Below are 21,591 nucleotides of genomic sequence, written 5' to 3' on the forward strand. Positions count from 1 at the left end.
TCTCTGTCTGGCTTGTTTGTCCGGAGCAAAACTAGGCCCTGTCCGATTGATGCATAATTGCCTATAATTGGAAAACTTTGTTCCACTTGTGAGCACAATGATTGATCTCAATGATATCGTCGTGTTTGCTCGCGTCGTCGAAGCCGGCAGCTTCACCGCCGCCGCGCGCCTGCTCGCCATACCCAAGACGACGGTCAGCCGCCGTGTCGCCGCGCTAGAACGCGAGGTCGGCGTGCGCCTGCTGCAACGCACGACACGCAGCCTCAACCTGACGGATGCCGGGCGCTCCTATTATGAGCAGAGCAGCCAGGGACTGCGGACTATAGAGGAAGCGAATCTGCGTCTCGCGGAGGCGAGGGCAGAACCGTCGGGCACCATCCGCATTTCAGCCCCGGTAGGTTTTGGCAGCTACTTCCTCATCCGCGCCGTGGTCGACTTTCTGGCGCTGTATCCGAAGACCAACGTCGAGCTTCGACTCACCGATGACAAGCTCAACTTGGTCGAGGACGGTATCGACCTTGCCTTCCGCACAGGCACCCTTCAGGATTCGACGCTGATCGCCCGCAAGCTCGGCGCGACGCGCAGGCTGCTCTGCGCCAGCCCCGACTATCTAACACGATACGGAACGCCGGAAAGTCCGGCGGATCTAGCGCGCCATCGATGCGTCATCGCGGGCCCATCGGCCTCAGCCGCTCATTGGGTGCTGGATGGACCACAAGGCCAGGAGACGGTCGTGGTCGCGGGGCGCTTCGCCGCCAATGAAATGCAGGCGGTGGTTGCGGCCGCGCTCGCGGGCTTCGGCATCGCCCAATTACCCCAGGCGATGGCCGAAGGGCTGATCGATCACGGGCGCCTGCAGCGCGTTCTCGAGGATTACACGACACCGGCCGGCGGACTGCACGTCCTCTATCCGAGCAGCCGCCACCTTTCGCCCTTGGTAAAGGCCTTTATCGAACTGGCGGCCGGGCGGATTTCCAATCGGGCAGATACCGCTTAAAAGGCGTCTGTGCTACTCAATCGACCTCCAATTCCCGAGCGCGAGACCTGAATGACCGAGCGGATCGTCAGTTTTGTCATGAGCGGCGGCGTCGGTTCTCGGCTATGGCCGTTGTCACGTGAGGACAATCCCAAGCAGTTCCACGATCTGTCGGGCGATGGTTCCATGCTGGCCAAGACCTTGCGCCGCCTGACGGCGAGAGCGGCTGGCGAGACGCCGATCTTCCTGATTGCTTCGGAGCGTCATGCCGACCGTGTCCGTGCCGACTTGGCCGGTCTCGATCTTGCCGGTGGCGGCCCCCTGTTCGAGCCCGCGGGACGCAACACTGCCGCCGCCGTCGCACTGGCGACCCTGCGCACCTTGTCGGAATTCGGCGACAGCCTGGTGCTGGTGGTGCCCTCGGACCATGAAATATCGACGGCAGGCCAATTCTGGCAAAGCATCGAAGCGGGATCGCAGGCGGCGCGCGCCGGCCGCCTGGTGGTGTTCGGCATCAAGCCGACCCAGCCGGAAACCGGTTATGGCTATATCGAGGTATCGGCCGAGAAGGGCGGGGTATTCGACGTTTCGCGCTTCGTCGAGAAGCCCGACCTTGCGACGGCCAACGACTATCTCAAGGCGGGAAATTTCTACTGGAACACCGGCATCTTCCTGTTTCGGGCCGGTGTCATGCGCGACGCGTTCGAGGCATTCCAGCCCGATATCTGGCACGCCACCGAAGCGGCCTACAAGGCGGCCACAGCGGACCTGTCCGGCCTTTATATGCCGCTGGAGCTTTACGCGGCGATCCCTTCGAACTCGATCGACTATGCCATCATGGAGCGGGCAAAAGACATAGCCATGGTGCCGGCCGGTTTCCGCTGGAACGATCTCGGCTCCTGGCAATCGCTCCTCGATGTCGGTCCCGCCGACGGCCGGGGCAATGTCGTCGTCGGTGATGTCGTGGCCATCGATTGCGAGAATTCCTATATCCGCAGCGATGGCCGCCTGCTGTCGGCGATCGGCATGAAGGACGTTGCCATCGTCTCGACCGCCGATGCCACTTTCGTTGCCCCGGTCAGTCACAGCCAGCACGTCAAGAAGATCGTCGAGCAACTCGAAAAATCGGGACGGCTGGAAACCAGATTTACGCCCGCGCATGACCGCGTCATCCAAAGCGGCGCCTGGCGGCGACGGGTGCATCACTGGCTGTTCCAGGAGACCTTGCCGTTGTGGTCGACATCAGGCGTCGACGAGCACCATGGCGGCTTCCACGAGGCGCTGGGTTTCGACGCCAAGCCGCTCATCAAACCCAAGCGCATGCGCACCCAGGCCAGGCAGATCTATGCTTTCGCGGTTGCCAAGGAGCACGGCTGGACCGGCCCGGCCGACCGGCTGATCGCGCATGGCATCGACTTCATGGCGGGGCAGGGCCGCACCGAACGGGGCGGTTGGGTGCGCACGCTGAATGTCGATGGCTCCGTCGCCGACCCGGTCGAGGATGCCTACGATCATTCCTGCATCCTGCTGGCATTGGCGCACGCGCATATGTCGGGCAATCCCGATGCCTTGCGGCTCGGCGAAGAGACCTTCGCCTTCCTCGATGCGCATCTGGAGGACAGCCGCATGACCGGCTTCCTCGAGACATCGGACGCGACGGGCGAGCGGCGCTCCAACCCGCACATGCATCTGCTCGAAGCTTTCCTGGCCTGGCACCAGGCGACCGGCGAGCGCACGCATCTGCGTCGTGCGGCGCGCATCATCGACCTCTTCCGCAGCCATTTCTTCGACCCTGAGAGCTGGACGCTCGGCGAGTATTTCGATGCCGAATGGAAACCGGTCTCCGGAGAGAAGGGAACCTGGACCGAACCCGGCCACCACTTCGAATGGGCATCGCTGCTGGTCGATTTCGCCGGTCGCAGCGGCCAGGCCGAACTGAGCGTCTTTGCCCGAAAACTCTATGCCTCGGCGATCGCCAACGGCCTCAACCGTGCCACCGGCCTTGCCTATGGGGCAGTCTCGCGGCAGGGCCTGCCGCTCGACCTGATATCGCGCAGCTGGCCGCAGGCCGAGGCGCTCAAGGCGGCGATCGCGCTGGATGGCTCGGGCGGCCCTGATCTGAAGCCGGAGATCGAGGCGCGCGTCGGCCGGCTGTTCCGCTGGCACATCGACCCGGCCCCGCTCGGTCTGTGGATCGACCGCATCGACGAGCGCGGCCGCTCGCTGGCATCGGACGTGCCGGCGAGTATTTTCTATCACCTGGTCTGTGCGCTGACCCAGTATCTGGATCGCACGGTGGACAAGTAGACAGGATCAGTACGGACTGGCGACATCCCCCGTCTCGACATAGATCGACTTCAACTGCGAATAGAGCGCCAGCGCCGCCAGCGAGTTCTCGCGGCCGATGCCGGACTGCTTGACGCCGCCGAAGGGGATTTCGACCGGCGTCAGATTGTAGGCGTTGATCCAGCAGGTACCGGCCTGCAACTCGGCGATGACACGGTGGGCGCGCGGCAGGTCGCGTGTGAAAACGCCCGCGGCAAGACCGAACTCGGTGTCGTTGGCGCGGTCGATCACCTCGTCCTCACTGTTGAATTTCAGCACGCTCATGACCGGGCCGAAAATCTCCTCGCGGGCGATCCGCATCGTGTCGGTGACGCCGGTGAACACCGTCGGCTCGACGAAGAAGCCGCCCTGGAAGCCCTGCAGCGACGGCACGTTGCCGCCACAGGCCAGCGTCGCCCCATCCTGCTTGCCGGCATCGACATAGCCGACGACCTTGTCTTGCTGCGCCTTGTTGACCAGTGGCCCCATCTGCGTTTCTGGATCGAGCGGATCGCCGATGCGGATTTTCTTGGTCCGTTCGACCAGCCGCTCGACAAAGCGGTCGTGAATGCCGCTCTGGACGAAGACGCGCGTGCCGTTGGAACAGATCTGGCCGGTCGAATAGAAGTTGCCGAGCATGGCGCCGCCAATGGCATTTTCGAGATCGGCATCGTCGAAGACGATCAGCGGCGACTTGCCGCCGAGTTCCATCGTCGCGTGCTTCATCTTCGAGCCGGCCAGCGACAGCACCTTGCGCCCGGTCGGCACCGAGCCCGTCACCGAGACCTTGGCGACGACATCATGGCCGACAAGCCCGGCGCCGACATCGCCATAGCCTTGCACGACGTTGAACAGCCCGTCGGGCAGCCCGGCCTCCGAGTAGATCTCGGCCAGCGCCAGCGCCGAAAGCGGCGTGTTTTCCGATGGCTTGAATACCATGGCGTTGCCCATGGCGAGCGCCGGCGCCGATTTCCAGCCGGCGATCTGGATCGGATAGTTCCATGCGCCGATGCCGACGCACACGCCAAGCGCCTCGCGGCGCGTGTAGGCGAAGGGTCCGCCGAGGTCGACCGCTTCGCCGTTGAAGACGGCGACCGCGCCGGCGAAATATTCGAGGCAATCGGCTGCCGAAGGGGCGTCCGCCACCAGCGTCTCCTGGATCGCCTTCCCCGTGTCGAGCGTCTCGATGCGGGCAAGATCGGCGTTGCGGGCGCGCAAAATGTCGGCGGCACGGCGCAGAATGCGGCCACGCTCGACCGGCTTAAGCCGCGCCCAGGCAGGCTGTGCGGCGCGTGCGGCCTCGATGGCGAGTTCCAGCACGTTCGGCGTCGCCGAACGCAGCATGGCGATGGTCTCGCCTGTCGCGGGATAGATCACCGGCAGCGGCGCGCCGCGGTCGTCCTCGATATAGCGTCCGTTGACATAGTGCGAAGCCGTGGGCTGGGCGCGCATGGGAGGTCTCCAAATCATTTCGGCCCTACGCGTCGGCTATTGGGCGGGCGGCTGTCGGGCGGCTCACTCTATCGGCGGATCATGGCCTATCTGTCAGATGCCTGCCAGCGCGGATTGATCCATGGTTCCTGGTTGGACGGCGCTAGCGGCGTACGGCCAAGGATGTGATCGGACGCCTTCTCGCCGGTCATGATCGATGGCGCGTTGAGGTTGCCGTTGGTGACGCGCGGGAAGATCGAGGAGTCGGCGACCCGCAATCCGTCGACGCCGATGACCCGGCATTCCGGATCGACGACGCTTGATTGATCATCGACGCGGCCCATTCGGCAGGTGCCGCAGGGGTGATAGGCGCTTTCGGCGTGGTCGCGAATGAACAGGTCGAGATCGTCATCCGACTGGACATGGCTGCCCGGTGAGAGTTCCTGTCCGCGATAGGCATCGAAAGCCGACTGGCCGAAGATTTCGCGGGTCAGGCGGATGCAGTGGCGGAACTCCGCCCAGTCGTCCGGATGCGACATGTAGTTGAAGCGGATGACCGGCTTCGCTTTTGGGTCCGGCGAGCGCAGCGTCACCGAGCCGCGCGACTTCGAGCGCATCGGCCCGACATGCGCCTGGAAGCCGTGCGACTTCGCCGCCGCCTTGCCGTCGTATCGAACCGCCGCCGGGATGAAGTGGTACTGTATGTCGGGATAGTCGACGCCAGCCTGTGAGCGCACGAAGGCGGCGGCCTCGAAATGATTGGTGGCGCCCAGGCCCGACTTGAAGAACAGCCATTGCGCCCCGATCATCGCCTTGGAGAACGGGTTCAGCACTGAATTCAGCGTGATCGGTCTGGTCGATTCCTGCTGGATATAGAGCTCCAGATGGTCCTGCAGGTTGCCGCCGACGCCGGGCCGGTCGGCCACGACGGCAATGCCGTTTTCGCGCAAATGCCCGGCCGGGCCGATGCCGGACAGCATCAGGATCTTTGGAGAATTGATCGACGATGCCGCGACGATCACTTCACGTCGCGCCTTAACGACCTGGATCTGTTTGTGAGCTTCGATCTCGACGCCGATGGCGCGTTGATTCTCGATGATCACCCGGCGCGCGAAACCCTTGACCAGACTCACGTTTTTGCGCCTGAGCGCCGGCTTCAGGTAGGCTGATGCCGCCGACCAGCGGCGACCGCCCAGAATGGTCTGCTCCATCGGGCCGAAGCCTTCCTGCTTGGCGCCATTGTAGTCGTCGGTCAGTTCAAACCCCGCCTGCCGGCCCGCTTCGACGAAGGCGCCATAGAGCGGATTGCGCCGCGAGCCGCGCTGCACATGCAGCGGCCCACCGTGCCCGCGCCAGCCATCCTCGCCACCGTCCGAATCCTCCATGCGCTTGAAATAGGGGAGCACGTCAGCAAAACCCCAGCCGGCGGCGCCCTGTTCTGCCCAATGGTCGAAGTCACGGGCGTGGCCGCGCACATAGACCATGCCGTTGATCGAGGACGAGCCGCCGATCACCTTGCCGCGCGGCGTCGCCAGCACGCGGCCGCCCAGATGCGGCTCCGGCTCACTGGCGAACCCCCAGTCGTAGAGGCTCATGTTGAGCGGGATCGACAGCGCCGACGGCATCTGGATCAGAGGTCCGAGATCGGTGCCGCCGAATTCGATGACGATGACCGAATGCTTGCCGTCTTCAGACAGGCGATAGGCCATGGCCGAGCCGGCGGAGCCGGAGCCGATGATGACGAAATCCGCTTCAAGCATGGTTCATATGCGCCATGAAATCGGCGAGCGAAACGTTGCCGCCGGTTGCCATTACAACGACGGTCTTTCCCGCCACATCCACCTTGCCACCGAGCAGTGCCGCCAGCGACGCCGCCCCCGACGGTTCCAGCACCAGCTTCATCCGCTCGAAGGCGATCCGCATGGCACGCCGCACCGACTGGTCGTCGACGGTGATGCCGCGGACACCCGCGGTCTTGACCGCGGCGAACGGCGCGTCGCCTGGCCGGCGCGACATCAGCCCGTCGCAGATCGACTTTGGTCCGATCGGCATCGTCTCGATGCTGCCATGCGCCAGCGAGGAACCCATGCCGTTGAACCCTTCGGGCTCGACGCCGATGATCCCGGTCGCCGGCGACAGATAGTGGAAGGCGAGCGAAACGCCGCCGATCAGCCCACCGCCGCCGACCGAGCAGAACAACAGGTCGGCGCTGGCGTCCTTGGCCGACAACTGCTCGAGCGCTTCAAGGCCGGCACCCGCCTGGCCGGCGACGATCTCCGGATCGTCGAAAGGATGCAGCAGGGCCAGATCTTCGGTCTCCGCGATCTCGCGCGCCTTTGCGGCCGCTACTTCCTCGCGAGCCCGATCGCCATGATCGGTCAGCACGACGCGCGCGCCATAGCCTGCGGTGGCGTCCCGCTTGGCAGCCGGCGCATCGATCGGCATGACAATGGTGACCGGAATGCCGAGCGCCTGGCCGGCCGCGGCCAGCCCTTGCGCGAAATTGCCGGAGGAATAGGCGACGACGCCCTTCTTCGCCTCATCGGGCGAAAGCCGCTTCAGCCGCCAATAGGCGCCGCGAACCTTGAAGGATCCGGCCCATTGCAGCGATTCCGGCTTGATGAAGATCCTGGCCGCGCCGGTTTCCCTGGCCAGCGCCGTCGATTCCAGCAGTGGCGTGACCTGTGTCGCCTGGGAGGTGACGGCATAAGCCTGTCTGAGATGGTCGAGGGAGGGGACGAGAAGGTCTGCCATCATTCGCCTCGCGGATACCTTTTGCTCTCTTCGAGATTGTCGAGGTTCATGTGATTGCGCATGTACCGCTCGGACGCCTTCTGCAGCGGCTGGAAATCCCAGGGGTAATAGGCGCCGTTGCGCAGCGCCGGATAGACGACCCAGCGGCGTGCCTGGCTCTCGCGCACGGCGGCGTCGAAGCCGGCCATGTCCCAACGCGCCCGCACCTTTTCCATGAATGCCGCCACAAGACCCGCATTGGCCGGGTCGTCGGCCAGATTGTCCCGCTCGAGCGGATCGGTTTCGAGATCGAACAATTGCGGCGGATCGAGTTCGCAATGAACGAATTTGTATCTGCCGTCGCGGATTGCCACCAACGGCGCATAGGAGCCTTCCGCGGCATACTCGATCAATACCGGTGCCGTGCGCTGCCCGCCCTTGGTGAGCGGCAGCACCGACTGGCCATCGGTCCACGGCGCGATCGCCCCGATATCGATGCCGGCGAGGTCACAAAGCGTTGGTGCCACGTCGAGATTGGAGACCGGCGCCTCGATCAGGCCGGCACGAATGCCCTTGCCGGCAATCATCAACGGCACCCGCGCCGAGCCTTCGAAGAAGCTCATCTTGAACCACAGGCCTCGCTCGCCGAGCATGTCGCCGTGATCCGAACAGAACAGGATGATCGTGTCGTCGAGCATGCGCGTTCGCGTAAGAACGTCCAGGAGCTCGCCGACCTTGTCGTCGACATAGGAGATGTTGGCGAAATAGCCGCGCCGCGAACGACGCACCTGCTCGGGCGTGATCTCGAAAGAGGGATAGTCGCTGGCGTGGTACAGCCGCTGGGAATGCGTATCCTGGTCGTCATGCGCGATGTACCCGGTTTCCGGGTCCAGCGCCTGGCAATGCTCATAGAGATCCCAATACTGCTTGCGCGCGACATAGGGATCGTGCGGGTGCGACAGCGAGACGGTGAGGCACCATGGCCGATGGCCCGCATCGTCCTGTTCGCGTGAAAGCTGATAGAGCTTCTGCGACGCGAGGAACACGACCTCGTCGTCATACTCCATCTGGTTGGTGGTTTCCGCAACGCCGGCGCCGGTCACCGAACCCAGATTGTGATACCACCACTCGATGCGCTCGCCGGGTTTGCGGTAGTCCGGCGTCCAGCCGAAATCCGCCGGATAGATGTCGGTGGTCAGCCGCTCCTCGAAACCGTGCAACTGATCCGGTCCGACGAAATGCATCTTGCCCGACAGGCAGGTGTAGTAGCCGGCGGCACGCAGATGATGGGCGAAGGTCGGGATCGACGAGGCGAACTCGGCCGCATTGTCATAGACCCCGGTGCGCGACGGCAACTGGCCGCTCATGAACGACGCACGGCCCGGCGCGCAGAGCGGCGAGGCGGTGTAGTTGTTGGCAAAGCGCGCCGAACGAGCGGCCAGCGCCTTCAGATGCGGCGTGTGCAGGAATTCCGCCGGCCCATCCGGGAAAAAGGTCCCGTTGAGCTGGTCGACCATGACGATCAGGAAATTAGGTCGCTTCGCTGTCACTGTTTGTGCCGTCCGCCAAGTTTGGTTTCGAGATAATCTTCGACCAGCGCGATCGCGGTCGCGGCGTCGGGCACGCCGTCCTTCAGCGCGCGCCTGATGTAGAGCCCGTCGATCATCGCAGCCGTCGCTTCCGCGGCGCGGTCGGCTTCGGTCCTGGGCAGGATACCGGTCAATCCGCTCATCAGGTTCGAATGCAGCCGCCGGGCGTAGATTCTGAGCAGCCGGCGAAGCGAGGACGATTGCTGCGCCTCGACATAGAAGGCGAGCCATGCGGCGATGGTCTCCGCCTGGAACTGGATGTCGGAAAAATTGACGGCGACCACGGCCGAGACGCGCTCGCGCGGGGAAGTGGTGGATTGGAGCGCGCGGCGCATGTCGGTGGTCAGTTCAGCCAGGATGTGCCGCATCGTCGCGAACAGCAGCTCATCCTTGGCGCCGAAATAGTGATGGGCAAGAGCCGATGACACACCGGCGCGGCCGGCAATCTCCGACATGGTCACGTCAAGCGAGCCGCGCTGACCGATCGCCGAGATCGTCGCGTCGATGAGCGCCTTACGGCGCAATGGCTCCATTCCGACTTTTGGCATGTCGTTCCCGATTTTGTACGGAGATTATTTTTTATTGACGCGTCAATCAATAAAAAAATCGCCGCTGACGCGACCTGCACCAAGCGATTGTTGCGTTGCGGCCCTTCACGGTTCGGGGAAGAATGTTTATATTTGAACAATAGACGGCGAAGCCATGGACTAGGCTGGCGCCAAGGATGGAGACCGCCATGACCGCATGCATCGTTGGCTGGGCGCATTCGCGTTTCGGCAAGCTTGAGGGCGAGACGCTCGAAAATCTGATCGTCAAGGTCGCGACGGAAGCGCTCGATCATGCCGGCATCGGTCCGGACGAGGTCGATGAGATCGTGCTTGGCCATTTCAACGCCGGCTTTTCGGCGCAGGATTTTACGGCAAGCCTGGTGCTTCAGGCCGATGACCGGCTGCGCTTCAAGCCAGCGACACGGGTCGAGAATGCTTGCGCTACCGGCTCGGCAGCGGTCAGGCAAGGCATCCGCGCCATCGACGCAAACGCCGCCCGGGTCGTTCTGGTAGTCGGCGCCGAGCAGATGACGACCACGCCCGGGCCCGAGATCGGCAAGAACCTGCTCAAGGCGTCCTATCTGCCCGAGGACGGCGACACGCCAGCCGGCTTTGCGGGCGTCTTCGGCAAGATCGCGCAGGCCTATTTCCAGCGCTATGGCGATCAGTCGGATGCGCTCGCCATGATCGCCGCCAAGAACCACAAGAACGGCGTCGACAATCCGTATGCCCAGATGCGCAAGGATTTCGGCTATGACTTCTGCCGGCAGGAGAGCGAAAAAAATCCCTTTGTCGCCGGTCCGCTGAAGCGCACGGATTGCTCGCTGGTCTCCGACGGCGCCGCAGCCCTTATCCTTGCCGACACGGCGACGGCGCTGAAGATGCGCCGCGCCGTCGCCTTCCGTGCCAACGAGCATGTGCAGGATTTCCTGCCGATGTCGAAGCGCGACATCCTGACGTTCGAAGGTTGCGAACAGGCCTGGACCGGTGCACTGAAGAACGCCGGCGTGACACTCGACGATCTCTCCTTCGTCGAAACGCATGACTGCTTCACCATCGCCGAACTGATCGAATATGAGGCGATGGGGCTGGCCAAGCCGGGTGAGGGCGCCAAATTGGCGCTGGATGGCACAACGGCAAAAGACGGCCGCCTGCCGGTCAATCCCTCAGGCGGCCTGAAGGCCAAGGGCCATCCGATCGGCGCGACCGGCGTCTCCATGCATGTCTTGACCGCCATGCAGCTTGTCGGCGAAGCCGGCGGCATCCAGGTGCCGGGCGCGAAACTCGGCGGCATCTTCAACATGGGTGGTGCGGCCGTCGCCAATTACGTTTCCATTCTCGACCGGATCAGATAGACCGCCCGCATTACAGCGCCGCGCGCCGTTTGGGGCGCGCAAACGACGCTGTAACACTTTGATTTTGCGGGAGGTGACATGACAAATCCGGTTCTGATCGAGGTTCTGCGCGGCGCCATTGTCGAGAGCGTCCATCGGGGCGCGGTCGCTGTCTTCGATGCCGATGGCAAGCCGGTCCTGGAGATCGGCGACACGTCGAAGCCGGTCTTTCCGCGTTCCGCCGTCAAGGCGATCCAGGCGCTGCCGCTTGTCGAAACGGGTGCCGCCGATGCCTATGGCTTCGGCGACCGCGAACTGGCGCTGGCCTGTGCCTCCCATTCCGGCGAGCCGGCGCATGTCGAATTGGCGCGGTCCATGCTGGCCAGGGCCGGGCTGGACGGGTCGGCGCTCGAATGCGGGACCCACTGGCCTTCGAACCATGACGCGGAGATTGCGCTCGCGCGTGCCGGCGGTTCGCCAAATGCGCTGCATAACAATTGTTCCGGCAAGCATTCCGGCTTCCTTTGCACCTGCGTCCATTCAGGCATCGCCCATCGCGGCTATGTGAGGCCGGATCACGCCTCGCAGGAAATGGTGCGCGACGCCATGCAGGCAGTCACTGGCGCTGTCCACGGCCCCGACGAACGCGCGATCGACGGCTGCTCGATCCCGACCTATGCGGTACCGCTCAGGAGTTTCGCGCTCGGCTTTGCCCGCATGGCCACGGCCCACGGCTTTGGTCCAGCGCGGGCGAAGGCCGCAAAGCGCCTGCTCTCCGCCTGCATGGCGGAGCCGTTCTTCGTCGCGGGCACCGGCCGTACGGACCTATTGCTGATGGAAGCCGCTCCCGGGCGGATTTTTGCGAAGGGGGGAGCCGAGGGCGTCCACTGTGCCGCAATTCCGCAACTCGGCCTCGGTATCGCGGTCAAATGCGATGACGGTGCCGGGCGCGCCGGCGACGCGATCGCAGCCGCGGTCGTCGCCAGGCTGCTGCGGGCGGACGAACCCTTGGCGGCGAAGCTGCTCGAACTGGCGAACGCGCCTATCGAAAGCCGGATCGGCGCCAAGGTCGGGGCGCTGAGGCCGACGCCGGCCTTGAATTGAGAGCAGCATCAGCTGACGCGGTTGCGCTCGGCGGTCAGGTGCGCATAGCTGCTGCTGCCAGTCTGGGTGAGGTCAACTGTCACCGGCTCGGCCAGCGCCGGCCCACAACCGCCGCGTTCGACGCGCCTGTTCTCTCAGCGGCAACGGCTTGCCGAGCAGCCACTCGGCGCCTAAGTTCAGGGAATGAGCAGAGCTTTTACCCGCGAAGAAGACAGCGAGAACGCCATCGCCGGCGTTGGCGAGCGGCCGATCAGCACGCACCGTAACCTGGTGACGGAACGCGGCCTGGCGCAGATCGAGGACAATCTGGCCGATCTGCGCGATATCATGGCGAAAGCGGAGCGGAAAGCCGACCGCGAGCGCATTGCGGTCGTGTCGCGTGACCTGCGCTACTGGACCGCGCGGCGCGAGAGTGCCGAGCTTTCCGTGCCGGAGCCCGGCAGCGATGTTATCCGCTTCGGCATGGGTGTCACGCTGGAAAGTGACGACGGCACGAAGGTGCACTGGAAGATCGTCGGCGAGGACGAAGCCAATCCAGCCAAGGGCAGCATCTCGCATGTCTCGCCGATGGCGGTCGCCTTGTTTGGCAAGAAGGTCGGCGACGTCGCCAACGTCAACGGCAAGGAGTGGGAGATCGTCAAGCTCTCGGAGAGTTAGTCTTCAAGCTTGACGACATGGTCGCGGAAGAATGCGGCGGCACCCGCTTCGTCGATCTCACCGGCAGCGACGGCCATGACGAATTCGTAAAGCGTGCCGTTGTCGGCCGTCAGGACATGGCCGTTCACGATCAAAAATGCGCCGGCGGCGACGATCGCTGTCCGTTTGTTGCCGTCGACAAAGGCATGGTTCTTGGCAATGCCGAAGACATAGGCGGCGGCAAGATCCTCGACCGAAGGATCTCCGTAGTTGGCCTTGTTCTCGGCCCGGGCGAGCGCCGATTCAAGAGCATTTTCATCTCTCAGACCTTGTGCTCCGCCGTGCCTGCGCAATTGCTCGGCATGCATGGCTTCGACTGCGCGCCGGGTCAGGAATTCCCAGCTCATTCCGCGAGCTTCTGAAGCGCGACCTTGTATTTGTCCATGACCTTACGAGCGGCTTCCATCTGCCGCTCGAAACTGTCATCCACCGGCTCAAGGGCAATTCCCTTGTCCGTTTCGACGATCTGGAGCTGATCACCGGTCTTCAAATTCAGACGATCGAGCAGGTCCTTCGGCAGGATCACACCCTCCGAATTACCGATCTTGCGAATTGTGGTGTTCATGATGAAACGTCCTGTTGCAACGCTGATTATAACGCAGCGCGCTGTATGTTGCAACAGAAATTATAACGCTCCTGCCGCCAGCAGCCGACCCAGCAGCCGCTCCGCCGCTTCCGGAATAACCGTGCCCGGCGGGAAGATTTCCGCAGCACCTGCTCGCAGCACCGCGTCATAGTCCTGCGGCGGGATGACGCCGCCGGCCACGATCAGCATGTCGCCGCGGCCGAGCTTCTTCAGCGTGTCGCGCAATTCGGGGATCAGCGTCAGGTGACCCGCTGCCAGCGATGAGGCGCCGATGATGTGGACGTCATGCTGGATCGCCAGCCTGGCGATCTCTTCCGGCGTCTGGAACATGGCGCCGACGGTAACGTCGAAGCCGAGATCGGCGAAGGCCGTGGCGATCACCTTCTGCCCGCGGTCGTGGCCGTCCTGTCCCATCTTCGCCACGAGAATGCGCGGCTTGCCGCCGTTATTCTTTTCGAAGGCATCAAGCTTGTCCTGCAGCCGGTCGACCACCGGATTATCGCCAAGCGCCTTGCGGTAGACACCGGAAATGGTCTGCACCGTGGCCACATGGCGGCCATAAGCCCTTTCCAAGGCGAACGAGATTTCGCCGACAGTGGCATTGGCGCGCGCGGCGCGGATGGCGAACTCCAGCAGGTTGTCCTCGCCTTGGGCGGCACGGGTCAGCGCATCGAGCGCGTTTTCGACTGCCGCGACGTCACGCGTGCCTTTCAGCCGTTGCAGCTTCGAGAGTTGCCGGGCCCTGACCTCGGCATTATCGATCTTCAGCACGTCGACCTCAATATCGGTCCCGGGGCGATGCGCATTGACGCCGACCAGCATCTGCTCGCCGGAATCGATGCGCGCCTGCGTACGCGCCGCGGCTTCCTCGATGCGCAGCTTGGGTATGCCCTTTTCGATCGCCGCGGCCATGCCGCCGAGAGCCTCGACCTCCTCGATATGGGCGAGCGCACGCGCCGCCAGGTCATGTGTCAGCCGCTCGAGATAGGCCGAACCGCCCCACGGATCGATGATCCGCGTGGTGCCGGATTCTTTCTGCAGGATGAGTTGCGTGTTGCGGGCGATGCGCGCCGAATGATCGGTCGGCAGCGCCATTGCTTCATCGAAGGAATTGGTGTGCAGCGACTGGGTATGCCCTTGGGTCGCGGCCATCGCTTCGATCATGGTGCGGATGATGTTGTTGTAGGGATCCTGCGCCGTCAGCGACCAGCCGGAGGTCTGGCAATGGGTGCGCAGGGACAGCGACCGTTCGTCCTTCGGCGCGAAATTCTTTTTCATCAGGGTCGCCCACAACAGGCGGGCGGCCCTGAGCTTGGCCACTTCCATGAAGAAGTTCATGCCGATCGCCCAGAAGAAGGACAGGCGCGGCGCGAAACGGTCGATGTCGAGCCCCGCCGCGACGCCGGCGCGGGCGTATTCGATGCCGTCGGCGATCGTATAGGCGAGCTCCAGGTCGGCGGTCGCGCCGGCCTCCTGCATGTGATAGCCGGAGATCGATATCGAATTGAACTTCGGCATGTTCTTCGAGGTGTAGGAGAAGATGTCCGAGACGATCCGCATCGAGGGCTTCGGCGGATAGATGTAGGTGTTGCGGACCATGAACTCCTTCAGAATGTCGTTCTGAATGGTCCCCGCCAGATCCTTCTGCGCGACGCCTTGTTCTTCGGCCGCCACGATGTAGAGCGCCATGATCGGCAGCACCGCGCCGTTCATAGTCATCGACACGGTCATGTCGCCGAGCGGAATGCCGTCGAACAACTGCCGCATGTCGAGGATGGAATCGATTGCCACACCCGCCATGCCGACATCGCCGGAGACGCGCGGATGGTCTGAATCATAGCCGCGATGCGTGGCCAGATCGAAAGCAACCGAAAGACCTTTCTGGCCGGCGGCAAGGTTGCGCCGGTAAAAGGCATTGGACTCTTCGGCGGTCGAAAAGCCTGCATATTGCCGGATCGTCCAAGGCTGCTGGACATACATGGTCGGGTAGGGGCCGCGCACGAACGGCGCCAGGCCCGGATAGGTATCGAGATGCGGCAATTCCTTGAGGTCGCCCTGACTGTACAACTGCTTGACGACAAGACCTTCCGGCGTCGTCCGCTGTCCCTTGACCTCGACCGGCGCGCGGCGCGGCGGCACCCAGCCGATCTGACTGAAATCCGGAATCAAGAAGCGGCCCCGATGGATTGCTCGATGCGAACCGGCGACAGTGCCTCGCACAGCACGACACCCTCGGTGAAGGCAGGTCGCCGCTCTGCGTCCAGCGTCTCGACCGGACGCTCGCTTTTCAAGGGATGAAGCGTGGCGCCGACAATGGCCCGCTCGCCTGACTTGAAGGCAATCCCGCGCTGGGCGGCGGCAGTGCGGACGCGCTGCTGGATATGTCCGTCCCGAAGGCTGGACAGCACGCCACCCTCTGCCTCGATCGCCTGCAATTCCGCCCACGCTGCTTCGCAAAGATCTGACGTCAGCGCTTCGACCGCGCCGGAGCCATGGGCGGGATCGGCAACATGATCGACATGGCTTTCATTGGCCACGATCAGTTGCGCATTACGCGCGACGCGGCGGGCAAAAGCCGCCGGCAGGCCGTGCGCGATCGTATGCGGCAGGATTGAGATCGAATCGGCGCCTCCCGCCGCCGCGGCGAAGCAGCCGACCGTCGTGCGCAGGATGTTGTTTTCGGGGTCCAATGCCGTCATCATGCGAAATGATGTCTCGGCATGGATATTGGCCGTGGAATTGGGGATCGAGCAGGCCTCCTGCACCCGTGCCCACAGCCTGCGCAGGGCCCGCACTTTGGCCATAGACAGGAACTGGTCCTGGTCGACGCTGAGCGCGAACCCGATATGAGGCGCGGCATAGACGAGCGGCTGCCGCGCCTTCTCGAACATCCTCAGATACGAAACCGCCGAAGCCAGCATGATGCCGAGTTCCTGCGCTTCCGTGGCGCCGGCATTGTGAAAGACGCGACCGTCCGCCTCCAGAAGCACACCGGGGACGCCCATCGAGAAGAAATGCGCCAGCGATTGCGGCATCGATTCCTGCAGCGCCTCGATCGACATGCGCAGTCGTCCGGTGCCGGCGACGATAGCCGCCGGATCGATGCCGAAGGAAAGGTTGAGCTTTGCCGGATCGGAGCGGCGCTTGCTCAGGAACGCCACCAGCCAGTCGGCCATGGGGAGGCTCCACGGGTGGGTATCGATGCGGATCTGGACCCGGTTGAGGGGCACGCCCTCCAGTACCGTCTCCAGTGCCTGCGCCGTCCTCGGCAGGCCGTAGCCGAACGCGTTCGGAGCACCCTCGAAGACGAGCGACAGTCCCGTCCCGCCCTGCGCGATATCTTCCAGGACCTGGGTCTTGGCGCGATCGACATCGGGGTCGTCGACGCGCTGGCTGACGATCCAGGGCAATTGAGGATTGGCGCGCACGATCGGTTCCGTTCCGGTCGCGCGATCATAGAGTGGCTCGACGCGGATGTTGTCGTCGGTGTGCGAGACCAGCTTTTCCTCAAAGGATGCGCCGGCCAACGCTTTTTCCGCCAAGGCCAGCCATCGCTGACGCTGCGCATCCGTTGGCTCAACATTCCTGGTCAAGGCTCCGGCGCCCATTCATCGTCCTCGTTCTATGTGGCCGCACCAGCCCGGTCAGCCCAGTCTACGGTCTCCGGTCGGTTATCGCAATGCGTATCCAAGGCCCGAATCCCACCACCTGATATTCGATCCACCTGATATAGGTTGGCTTGCGTAGACCGACCATGGACGATTGCCAAACACCATCGAAATTCGCAAGTTCCAAAATCCGCTCCTGGCGATTGGTCCGGTTTGGACGATTGGCCCTGATTGGACGATAGCCCTGATTGGATGATTGGCCTCGCTTTGGACAATTGTCATTGTCGCTATGCAACGGCCTCACTATACCTTCGGACAACGGCTGGCCTTAGACACATCAGTTTGCGGAGACCCGACATATGGCTGACGATACCAGTATTTTCATCGGCGCCAGCCGCAAGCCCGACGACAGCTATCAGCGCGCCGAAAATCTGCTGCTGCAATACGGCAACCGCCACGGCCTGGTGACCGGCGCCACCGGTACCGGCAAGACTGTCAGCTTGCAGATCCTGGCCGAAGGTTTTTCGAATGCCGGCGTGCCGGTATTCTGCGCCGACATCAAGGGCGACCTTTCCGGCATCGCCATGCTGGGCACCGCCCAGGATTTCCTTGTCAAGCGGGCAGAACAGGTCAAGCTTGACCCTTACGACTTTCAGGAATTTCCGGTCATCTTCTGGGACCTGTTCGGCCAGCAGGGCCACCCCATCCGCGCGACCATTTCGGAAATGGGACCGCTGCTCCTGTCGCGGCTGATGAACCTGACCGACGCTCAGGAAGGCATCATGAACATCGCCTTCCGCATCGCCGATGAGGAAGAGCTGCTGCTGCTCGACATGAAAGACCTGCAGGCGCTGCTCGCCAACATCGCCGAACGCGCCGAAGAGATCAGCGCCCGTTACGGCAACGTCACCAAGCCATCGGTAGGGGCCATTCAGCGCACGCTGCTGGTGCTGGAGCAGCAGGGCGCGGCGAACTTCTTCGGCGAGCCGGCTTTGCGGATTGCCGACATCATGCGCACCACGCGTGATGGTCGCGGTGCCATCAGCGTGCTCGCCGCCGACAAGCTGATGATGAATCCGCGCCTCTACGCGACATTCCTGCTTTGGCTGATGTCGGAGCTGTTCGAGGAACTGCCCGAAGTCGGCGACCCCGACAAGCCGAAGCTGGTGTTCTTCTTCGACGAGGCGCACCTCTTATTCGACGAGGCGCCGAAGGTGCTGATCGACCGGGTCGAGCAAGTGGTCCGCCTGATCCGCTCCAAGGGCGTCGGCGTCTATTTCGTCACGCAGAACCCTTTGGATATCCCCGAAAAGGTCCTGGCCCAGCTCGGCAACCGCGTGCAGCACGCGATGCGCGCCTACACGCCGCGGGAGCAGCAGGCGGTGAGGACGGCGGCCGAAACTTTCCGTCCCAATCCGGACTTCGACTGCGCCACCGCCATCACCCAGCTCGCCACCGGCGAGGCGCTGGTTTCGACGCTGGAGGCCAAGGGCGTTCCGTCCATGGTCCAGCGCACGCTGATCCGTCCGCCGTCATCGCGGCTTGGACCCATCACCCCCGCCGAGCGGCAGAAGCTGATCGGGGAAAGCCCGGTCACCGGCCAGTACGACCAGGTCATCGACCGCGAGTCGGCTTTCGAGATGCTGCAGAAGAAGGCCAAGGAGGCGCAGGACGCCGAGGCGCAGGCGCAGCAGGCAGGCACCGGCGGTTCGCGCTGGACCATTCCAGGCTTCGGCAATGACGATCCCGCGCCGCAGTCCGGCGGCAGGCGCGCGCCTGCGCCGCGCCCGTCCAACCGCCAGACGGTGGCGGAGGCGGCGATCAAGTCGGTCGTGCGCTCGGTCGGCTCTTCGGTCGGCCGTGCGATCGTGCGCGGAATATTGGGCAGCCTGTCGCGGGGGCGGTAGAATCGGGCAGCGGCGTTGCCGCCGTCCTGTGAGCTCAGAAAATCGCGTCCGTCACCGCTTTGACCGGGCCGAGCAGGACCGATCCATCCGGCACGCCGGCGTCGATCGGGATGGCCTTGTGGTTGGCCGACGCCACCATCGGCTGGCGGGCGTCGCTGGTCACGATGACCGGCGTCTTGGAGGGCACGCGATCGTAAAGGTCGATGATGTCCTGGTTCATCAGGCGCACGCAGCCCGACGACACCGATTTGCCGATCGAGCGCCATTCCGGCGAGCCGTGCAGGCGATAGAGCGTGTCCACATTGCCCTGGAAGAGATAGAGCGCGCGCGCGCCGAGCGGGTTCTTCAAGCCGCCGGGCATTCCGCCATTGTCGGCGCTATACTGCTTCAATTCCGGCTGGCGGGCGACCATCTCATCCGGCGGCGTCCATTTCGGCCATTTCTGCTTCCATTGGACGACGGCGTCGCCCGACCACTCGAAGCCGGCGCGGCCGAGACCGACGCCATAACGGATGGCCTGGCCGCCCGGGCGAACCAGATAGAGGAAATGGCCTGTCGTATCGACGACGATGGTTCCCGGCTTCTGGCCGGTCGGGTCGGGCACGATCTGGCGCAGGAACTGCGGATCGATCCTGTCGACCGGGATGGCCGGCAGATCGAAGCCGCCATCGCTGACCGCCGCGTACATCGACGCATAGTCGGCAAGCGGAGGCTCGACATAGGTTGGTGGCGGCGGCTCGGCCGGCCCGGGGCCGGTGGTGGCGCATGCCGAAACCGCGATCGAGGCGGCGCCTAGGGCTGCGGCGTTGAGGAAGCCGCGACGGCTCAGGCGATAGGATTCGATTTCGGTTATGGACATGGCTGCCTTCTTTAAGACTCAAATCGCAACAAAGCGTCAACACGCCGACGTCCGCTGCGGGTGCCTGACAACACCTGAGGCGATAGGCGGTTCCGATTCTGGCCCGAACGTGGACAAACAAAGGCGAAGCTGTGACTGCGCCGCCACTGTGGCGTTGGGGCCACAGGTCCGCTAGCCACCGGATACGAGGGCCTCCAGCGACGGCAGGATCAGGGCCGGCGGCAAGTCCCGGTATTCCTCCGGCTGGTTGGAGCGGTTGATCCAAACCGTGCGGAAGCCGAATTTGGTGGCGCCCGCAATGTCCCAGCGATTGGAAGACTGAAAGGAGATCGCGCCGGGATAGAGCCGCCAATCCGTGGCGACCATGTCGTAGACCGCCGGATCGGTCTTGAAGCGACGCACCGCATCGACCGAATAGATGTTGTCCAGGACCTGGTCGAGTGCCGCGGACTTGACCGCCGCCTCCAGCATTTCGGGCGAGCCATTGGAGAGGATCGCCAGCCTGGCGCCCGAGGCCTTGAGCGCCTTCAGCACGGCCGGCACTTCGGGATAGCAGTCCAGCCACCAATAGGCCTCCAGCAGCTTTGCCTTGAGACTAGGATCGGCCGAAGGGACCTTGCGCAAGGCGAAGTCCAGCGCCTGTTCCGTCAACTGCCAGAAGTCGGCGTAGGCGCCCATCAACGTGCGCACCCAGGAGTATTCAAGCTGCTTGGCGCGCCAGATTTCGGACAGGAGCTGGCCGTCGGGGCCGATCGCGTCCGCATGGCGGCGCACGGCCGCATGCACGTCGAACAGCGTGCCATAGGCGTCGAAAACATAGGCGGCGTATTGCATGGCAACAGTTTTGAGGCGAGGCGGGACAAGGTGCAAGCCTTGATTGCATCGCACCCGTCGCTGGCCTCAACAAAACTCCCCGATGCTGGTTGACGGCAGCGGCCAAAGCATCATCCAATGTTGTCACACAAGATCGACCGGAACAGGAAAACGCGATGACACTGGCGGCGGCGGCGCAATCCGCGACATGGACTTTCGTCGATGGCGATTGGTACGAAGGCAATGTCGCCATTCTGGGGCCGCGCAGCCACGCCATGTGGCTCGGCACCAGCGTGTTTGACGGGGCTCGCTGGTTCGAGGGCGTGGCGCCCGATCTCGAACTTCATGCCACACGCGTCAATGCCTCGGCGATCGCGCTCGGCCTCGCGCCAAACATGACGCCCGAGCAGATCGTCGGGCTGACCTGGGACGGATTGAAGAAATTCGACGGCAAGACGGCGGTCTACATCAGGCCGATGTACTGGGCCGAGCATGGCGGCTACATGGGCGTCCCGGCCGATCCCGCCTCGACCCGTTTCTGCCTCTGCCTCTATGAATCGCCGATGATCTCGCCGACCGGCTTTTCCGTGACCGTATCGCCGTTCCGGCGCCCGACCATCGAAACCATGCCGACCAACGCCAAGGCCGGCTGCCTCTATCCCAACAACGGCCGCGCCATCCTCGAGGCCAAGGCGCGCGGCTTCGACAATGCGCTTGTGCTCGATATGCTGGGCAATGTCGCGGAGACCGGAAGCTCGAATATCTTCCTGGTCAAGGACGGCCATGTGCTGACGCCGGCGCCCAACGGAACCTTCCTGTCCGGCATCACCCGCTCGCGCACGATGACGCTGCTCGGCGATTATGGGTTCAGGACGACCGAAAAGACGCTGTCGGTGCGGGATTTCCTCGAAGCCGACGAAATCTTCTCGACCGGCAACCACTCCAAGGTGGTGCCGGTCACCCGCGTCGAGGACCGCGACCTGCAACCCGGCCCGGTGGCCAAGAAGGCACGCGAACTCTATTGGGATTGGGCGCATTCGACGTCAGCTGGCTGAGGTCCGGCCCTTTTTGTCGCTGCTCGG

18 protein-coding genes are annotated in these 21,591 nt (G+C 63.7%); 7 read left to right on the forward strand and 11 right to left on the reverse strand.

The window, feature by feature from the left end:
- Window positions 1-97: 97 nt before the first annotated feature.
- Both O7A70_RS28150 and O7A70_RS28155 read left to right on the forward strand, forming a co-directional pair.
- Window positions 98-997 carry a LysR family transcriptional regulator gene (locus tag O7A70_RS28150; protein WP_337143272.1) on the forward strand — a complete coding sequence of 300 codons (900 nt, stop codon included), beginning with the start codon at window positions 98-100 and terminating at the stop codon, window positions 995-997.
- Window positions 998-1,048: 51 nt separating this feature from the next.
- Window positions 1,049-3,283 carry a mannose-1-phosphate guanylyltransferase/mannose-6-phosphate isomerase gene (locus O7A70_RS28155; RefSeq protein WP_337143273.1) on the forward strand — a complete coding sequence of 745 codons (2,235 nt, stop codon included), beginning with the start codon at window positions 1,049-1,051 and terminating at the stop codon, window positions 3,281-3,283.
- Between the two features lie 6 nt (window positions 3,284-3,289).
- On the opposite strand, the gene betB is transcribed toward O7A70_RS28155, so the two are convergent.
- The 5 genes from betB to betI form a co-directional block, all read right to left on the reverse strand.
- A complete protein-coding gene (gene betB / locus O7A70_RS28160; RefSeq protein WP_337143274.1) occupies window positions 3,290-4,753 on the reverse strand; it encodes a betaine-aldehyde dehydrogenase in 1,464 nt (487 codons plus the stop codon).
- An 86-nt stretch (window positions 4,754-4,839) separates the two neighbouring features.
- Entirely contained in the window at window positions 4,840-6,492 is a 1,653-nt protein-coding gene (betA, locus tag O7A70_RS28165) for a choline dehydrogenase (protein WP_337143275.1), read from the reverse strand.
- On the reverse strand, window positions 6,485-7,489 hold the full coding sequence (locus O7A70_RS28170; RefSeq protein ID WP_337143276.1) for a threonine/serine dehydratase: 1,005 nt from the start codon (window positions 7,487-7,489) through the stop codon (window positions 6,485-6,487). Before O7A70_RS28170 ends, betA begins: the two co-directional genes overlap by 8 nt.
- A complete protein-coding gene (gene betC, locus O7A70_RS28175; protein ID WP_337143277.1) occupies window positions 7,486-9,015 on the reverse strand; it encodes a choline-sulfatase in 1,530 nt (509 codons plus the stop codon). The genes O7A70_RS28170 and betC overlap by 4 nt, the downstream gene beginning before the upstream one ends.
- Complete coding sequence (betI, locus tag O7A70_RS28180) at window positions 9,012-9,602, reverse strand: choline-binding transcriptional repressor BetI (protein ID WP_027143984.1); 591 nt, start codon at window positions 9,600-9,602, stop codon at window positions 9,012-9,014. Before betI ends, betC begins: the two co-directional genes overlap by 4 nt.
- 188 nt (window positions 9,603-9,790) lie before the next feature.
- Between betI and O7A70_RS28185 the strand changes: the two genes are divergently transcribed.
- The 3 genes from O7A70_RS28185 (at window position 9,791) to greA (ending at window position 12,697) form a co-directional block, all read left to right on the forward strand.
- Window positions 9,791-10,957: an acetyl-CoA acetyltransferase gene (locus O7A70_RS28185; protein ID WP_337143278.1), complete on the forward strand. Its 1,167-nt coding sequence runs from the start codon at window positions 9,791-9,793 to the stop codon at window positions 10,955-10,957.
- A 78-nt stretch (window positions 10,958-11,035) separates the two neighbouring features.
- Window positions 11,036-12,040: an asparaginase gene (locus tag O7A70_RS28190; protein ID WP_337143279.1), complete on the forward strand. Its 1,005-nt coding sequence runs from the start codon at window positions 11,036-11,038 to the stop codon at window positions 12,038-12,040.
- A 183-nt stretch (window positions 12,041-12,223) separates the two neighbouring features.
- Window positions 12,224-12,697 (forward strand): transcription elongation factor GreA, encoded by a 474-nt coding sequence (gene greA, locus O7A70_RS28195; RefSeq protein WP_337143280.1) that lies wholly within the window; start codon window positions 12,224-12,226, stop codon window positions 12,695-12,697.
- Here greA and O7A70_RS28200 read toward each other — a convergent pair.
- The 4 genes from O7A70_RS28200 to O7A70_RS28215 are packed head-to-tail and all read right to left on the reverse strand — an operon-like array spanning window position 12,694 to window position 16,930.
- Window positions 12,694-13,083 (reverse strand): type II toxin-antitoxin system death-on-curing family toxin, encoded by a 390-nt coding sequence (locus O7A70_RS28200; RefSeq protein ID WP_337143281.1) that lies wholly within the window; start codon window positions 13,081-13,083, stop codon window positions 12,694-12,696. The genes greA and O7A70_RS28200 overlap by 4 nt on opposite strands.
- Window positions 13,080-13,301, reverse strand: a complete 222-nt coding sequence (locus O7A70_RS28205; RefSeq protein ID WP_337143282.1) for an AbrB/MazE/SpoVT family DNA-binding domain-containing protein — start codon at window positions 13,299-13,301, stop codon at window positions 13,080-13,082. The genes O7A70_RS28200 and O7A70_RS28205 overlap by 4 nt, the downstream gene beginning before the upstream one ends.
- Before the next feature lie 60 nt (window positions 13,302-13,361).
- Complete coding sequence (gene scpA / locus O7A70_RS28210; RefSeq protein ID WP_337143283.1) at window positions 13,362-15,491, reverse strand: methylmalonyl-CoA mutase; 2,130 nt, start codon at window positions 15,489-15,491, stop codon at window positions 13,362-13,364.
- Window positions 15,488-16,930 carry a methylmalonyl-CoA mutase subunit beta gene (locus O7A70_RS28215; protein WP_337143284.1) on the reverse strand — a complete coding sequence of 481 codons (1,443 nt, stop codon included), beginning with the start codon at window positions 16,928-16,930 and terminating at the stop codon, window positions 15,488-15,490. Before O7A70_RS28215 ends, scpA begins: the two co-directional genes overlap by 4 nt.
- A gap of 359 nt (window positions 16,931-17,289) precedes the next feature.
- On the opposite strand from O7A70_RS28215, the gene O7A70_RS28220 reads away from it, so the two are divergent.
- Complete coding sequence (locus O7A70_RS28220) at window positions 17,290-18,837, forward strand: helicase HerA-like C-terminal domain-containing protein (RefSeq protein ID WP_337143285.1); 1,548 nt, start codon at window positions 17,290-17,292, stop codon at window positions 18,835-18,837.
- A 34-nt stretch (window positions 18,838-18,871) separates the two neighbouring features.
- On the opposite strand, the gene O7A70_RS28225 is transcribed toward O7A70_RS28220, so the two are convergent.
- Together O7A70_RS28225 and O7A70_RS28230 are read right to left on the reverse strand one after the other, a co-directional pair.
- Entirely contained in the window at window positions 18,872-19,696 is an 825-nt protein-coding gene (locus O7A70_RS28225; protein WP_027143974.1) for a L,D-transpeptidase, read from the reverse strand.
- A 171-nt stretch (window positions 19,697-19,867) separates the two neighbouring features.
- Window positions 19,868-20,530 carry a haloacid dehalogenase type II gene (locus O7A70_RS28230; RefSeq protein WP_337143286.1) on the reverse strand — a complete coding sequence of 221 codons (663 nt, stop codon included), beginning with the start codon at window positions 20,528-20,530 and terminating at the stop codon, window positions 19,868-19,870.
- A 155-nt stretch (window positions 20,531-20,685) separates the two neighbouring features.
- Here O7A70_RS28230 and O7A70_RS28235 point away from each other — a divergent pair, with 155 nt between their 5' ends.
- Window positions 20,686-21,564, forward strand: coding sequence for a branched-chain amino acid aminotransferase (locus O7A70_RS28235; RefSeq protein ID WP_337143287.1), 879 nt, complete (start codon window positions 20,686-20,688; stop codon window positions 21,562-21,564).
- The last annotated feature ends 27 nt before the right edge of the window (window positions 21,565-21,591 follow it).

Source organism: Mesorhizobium sp. Cs1299R1N1, from assembly GCF_037179655.1.
Taxonomy (GTDB): domain Bacteria; phylum Pseudomonadota; class Alphaproteobacteria; order Rhizobiales; family Rhizobiaceae; genus Mesorhizobium; species Mesorhizobium salmacidum.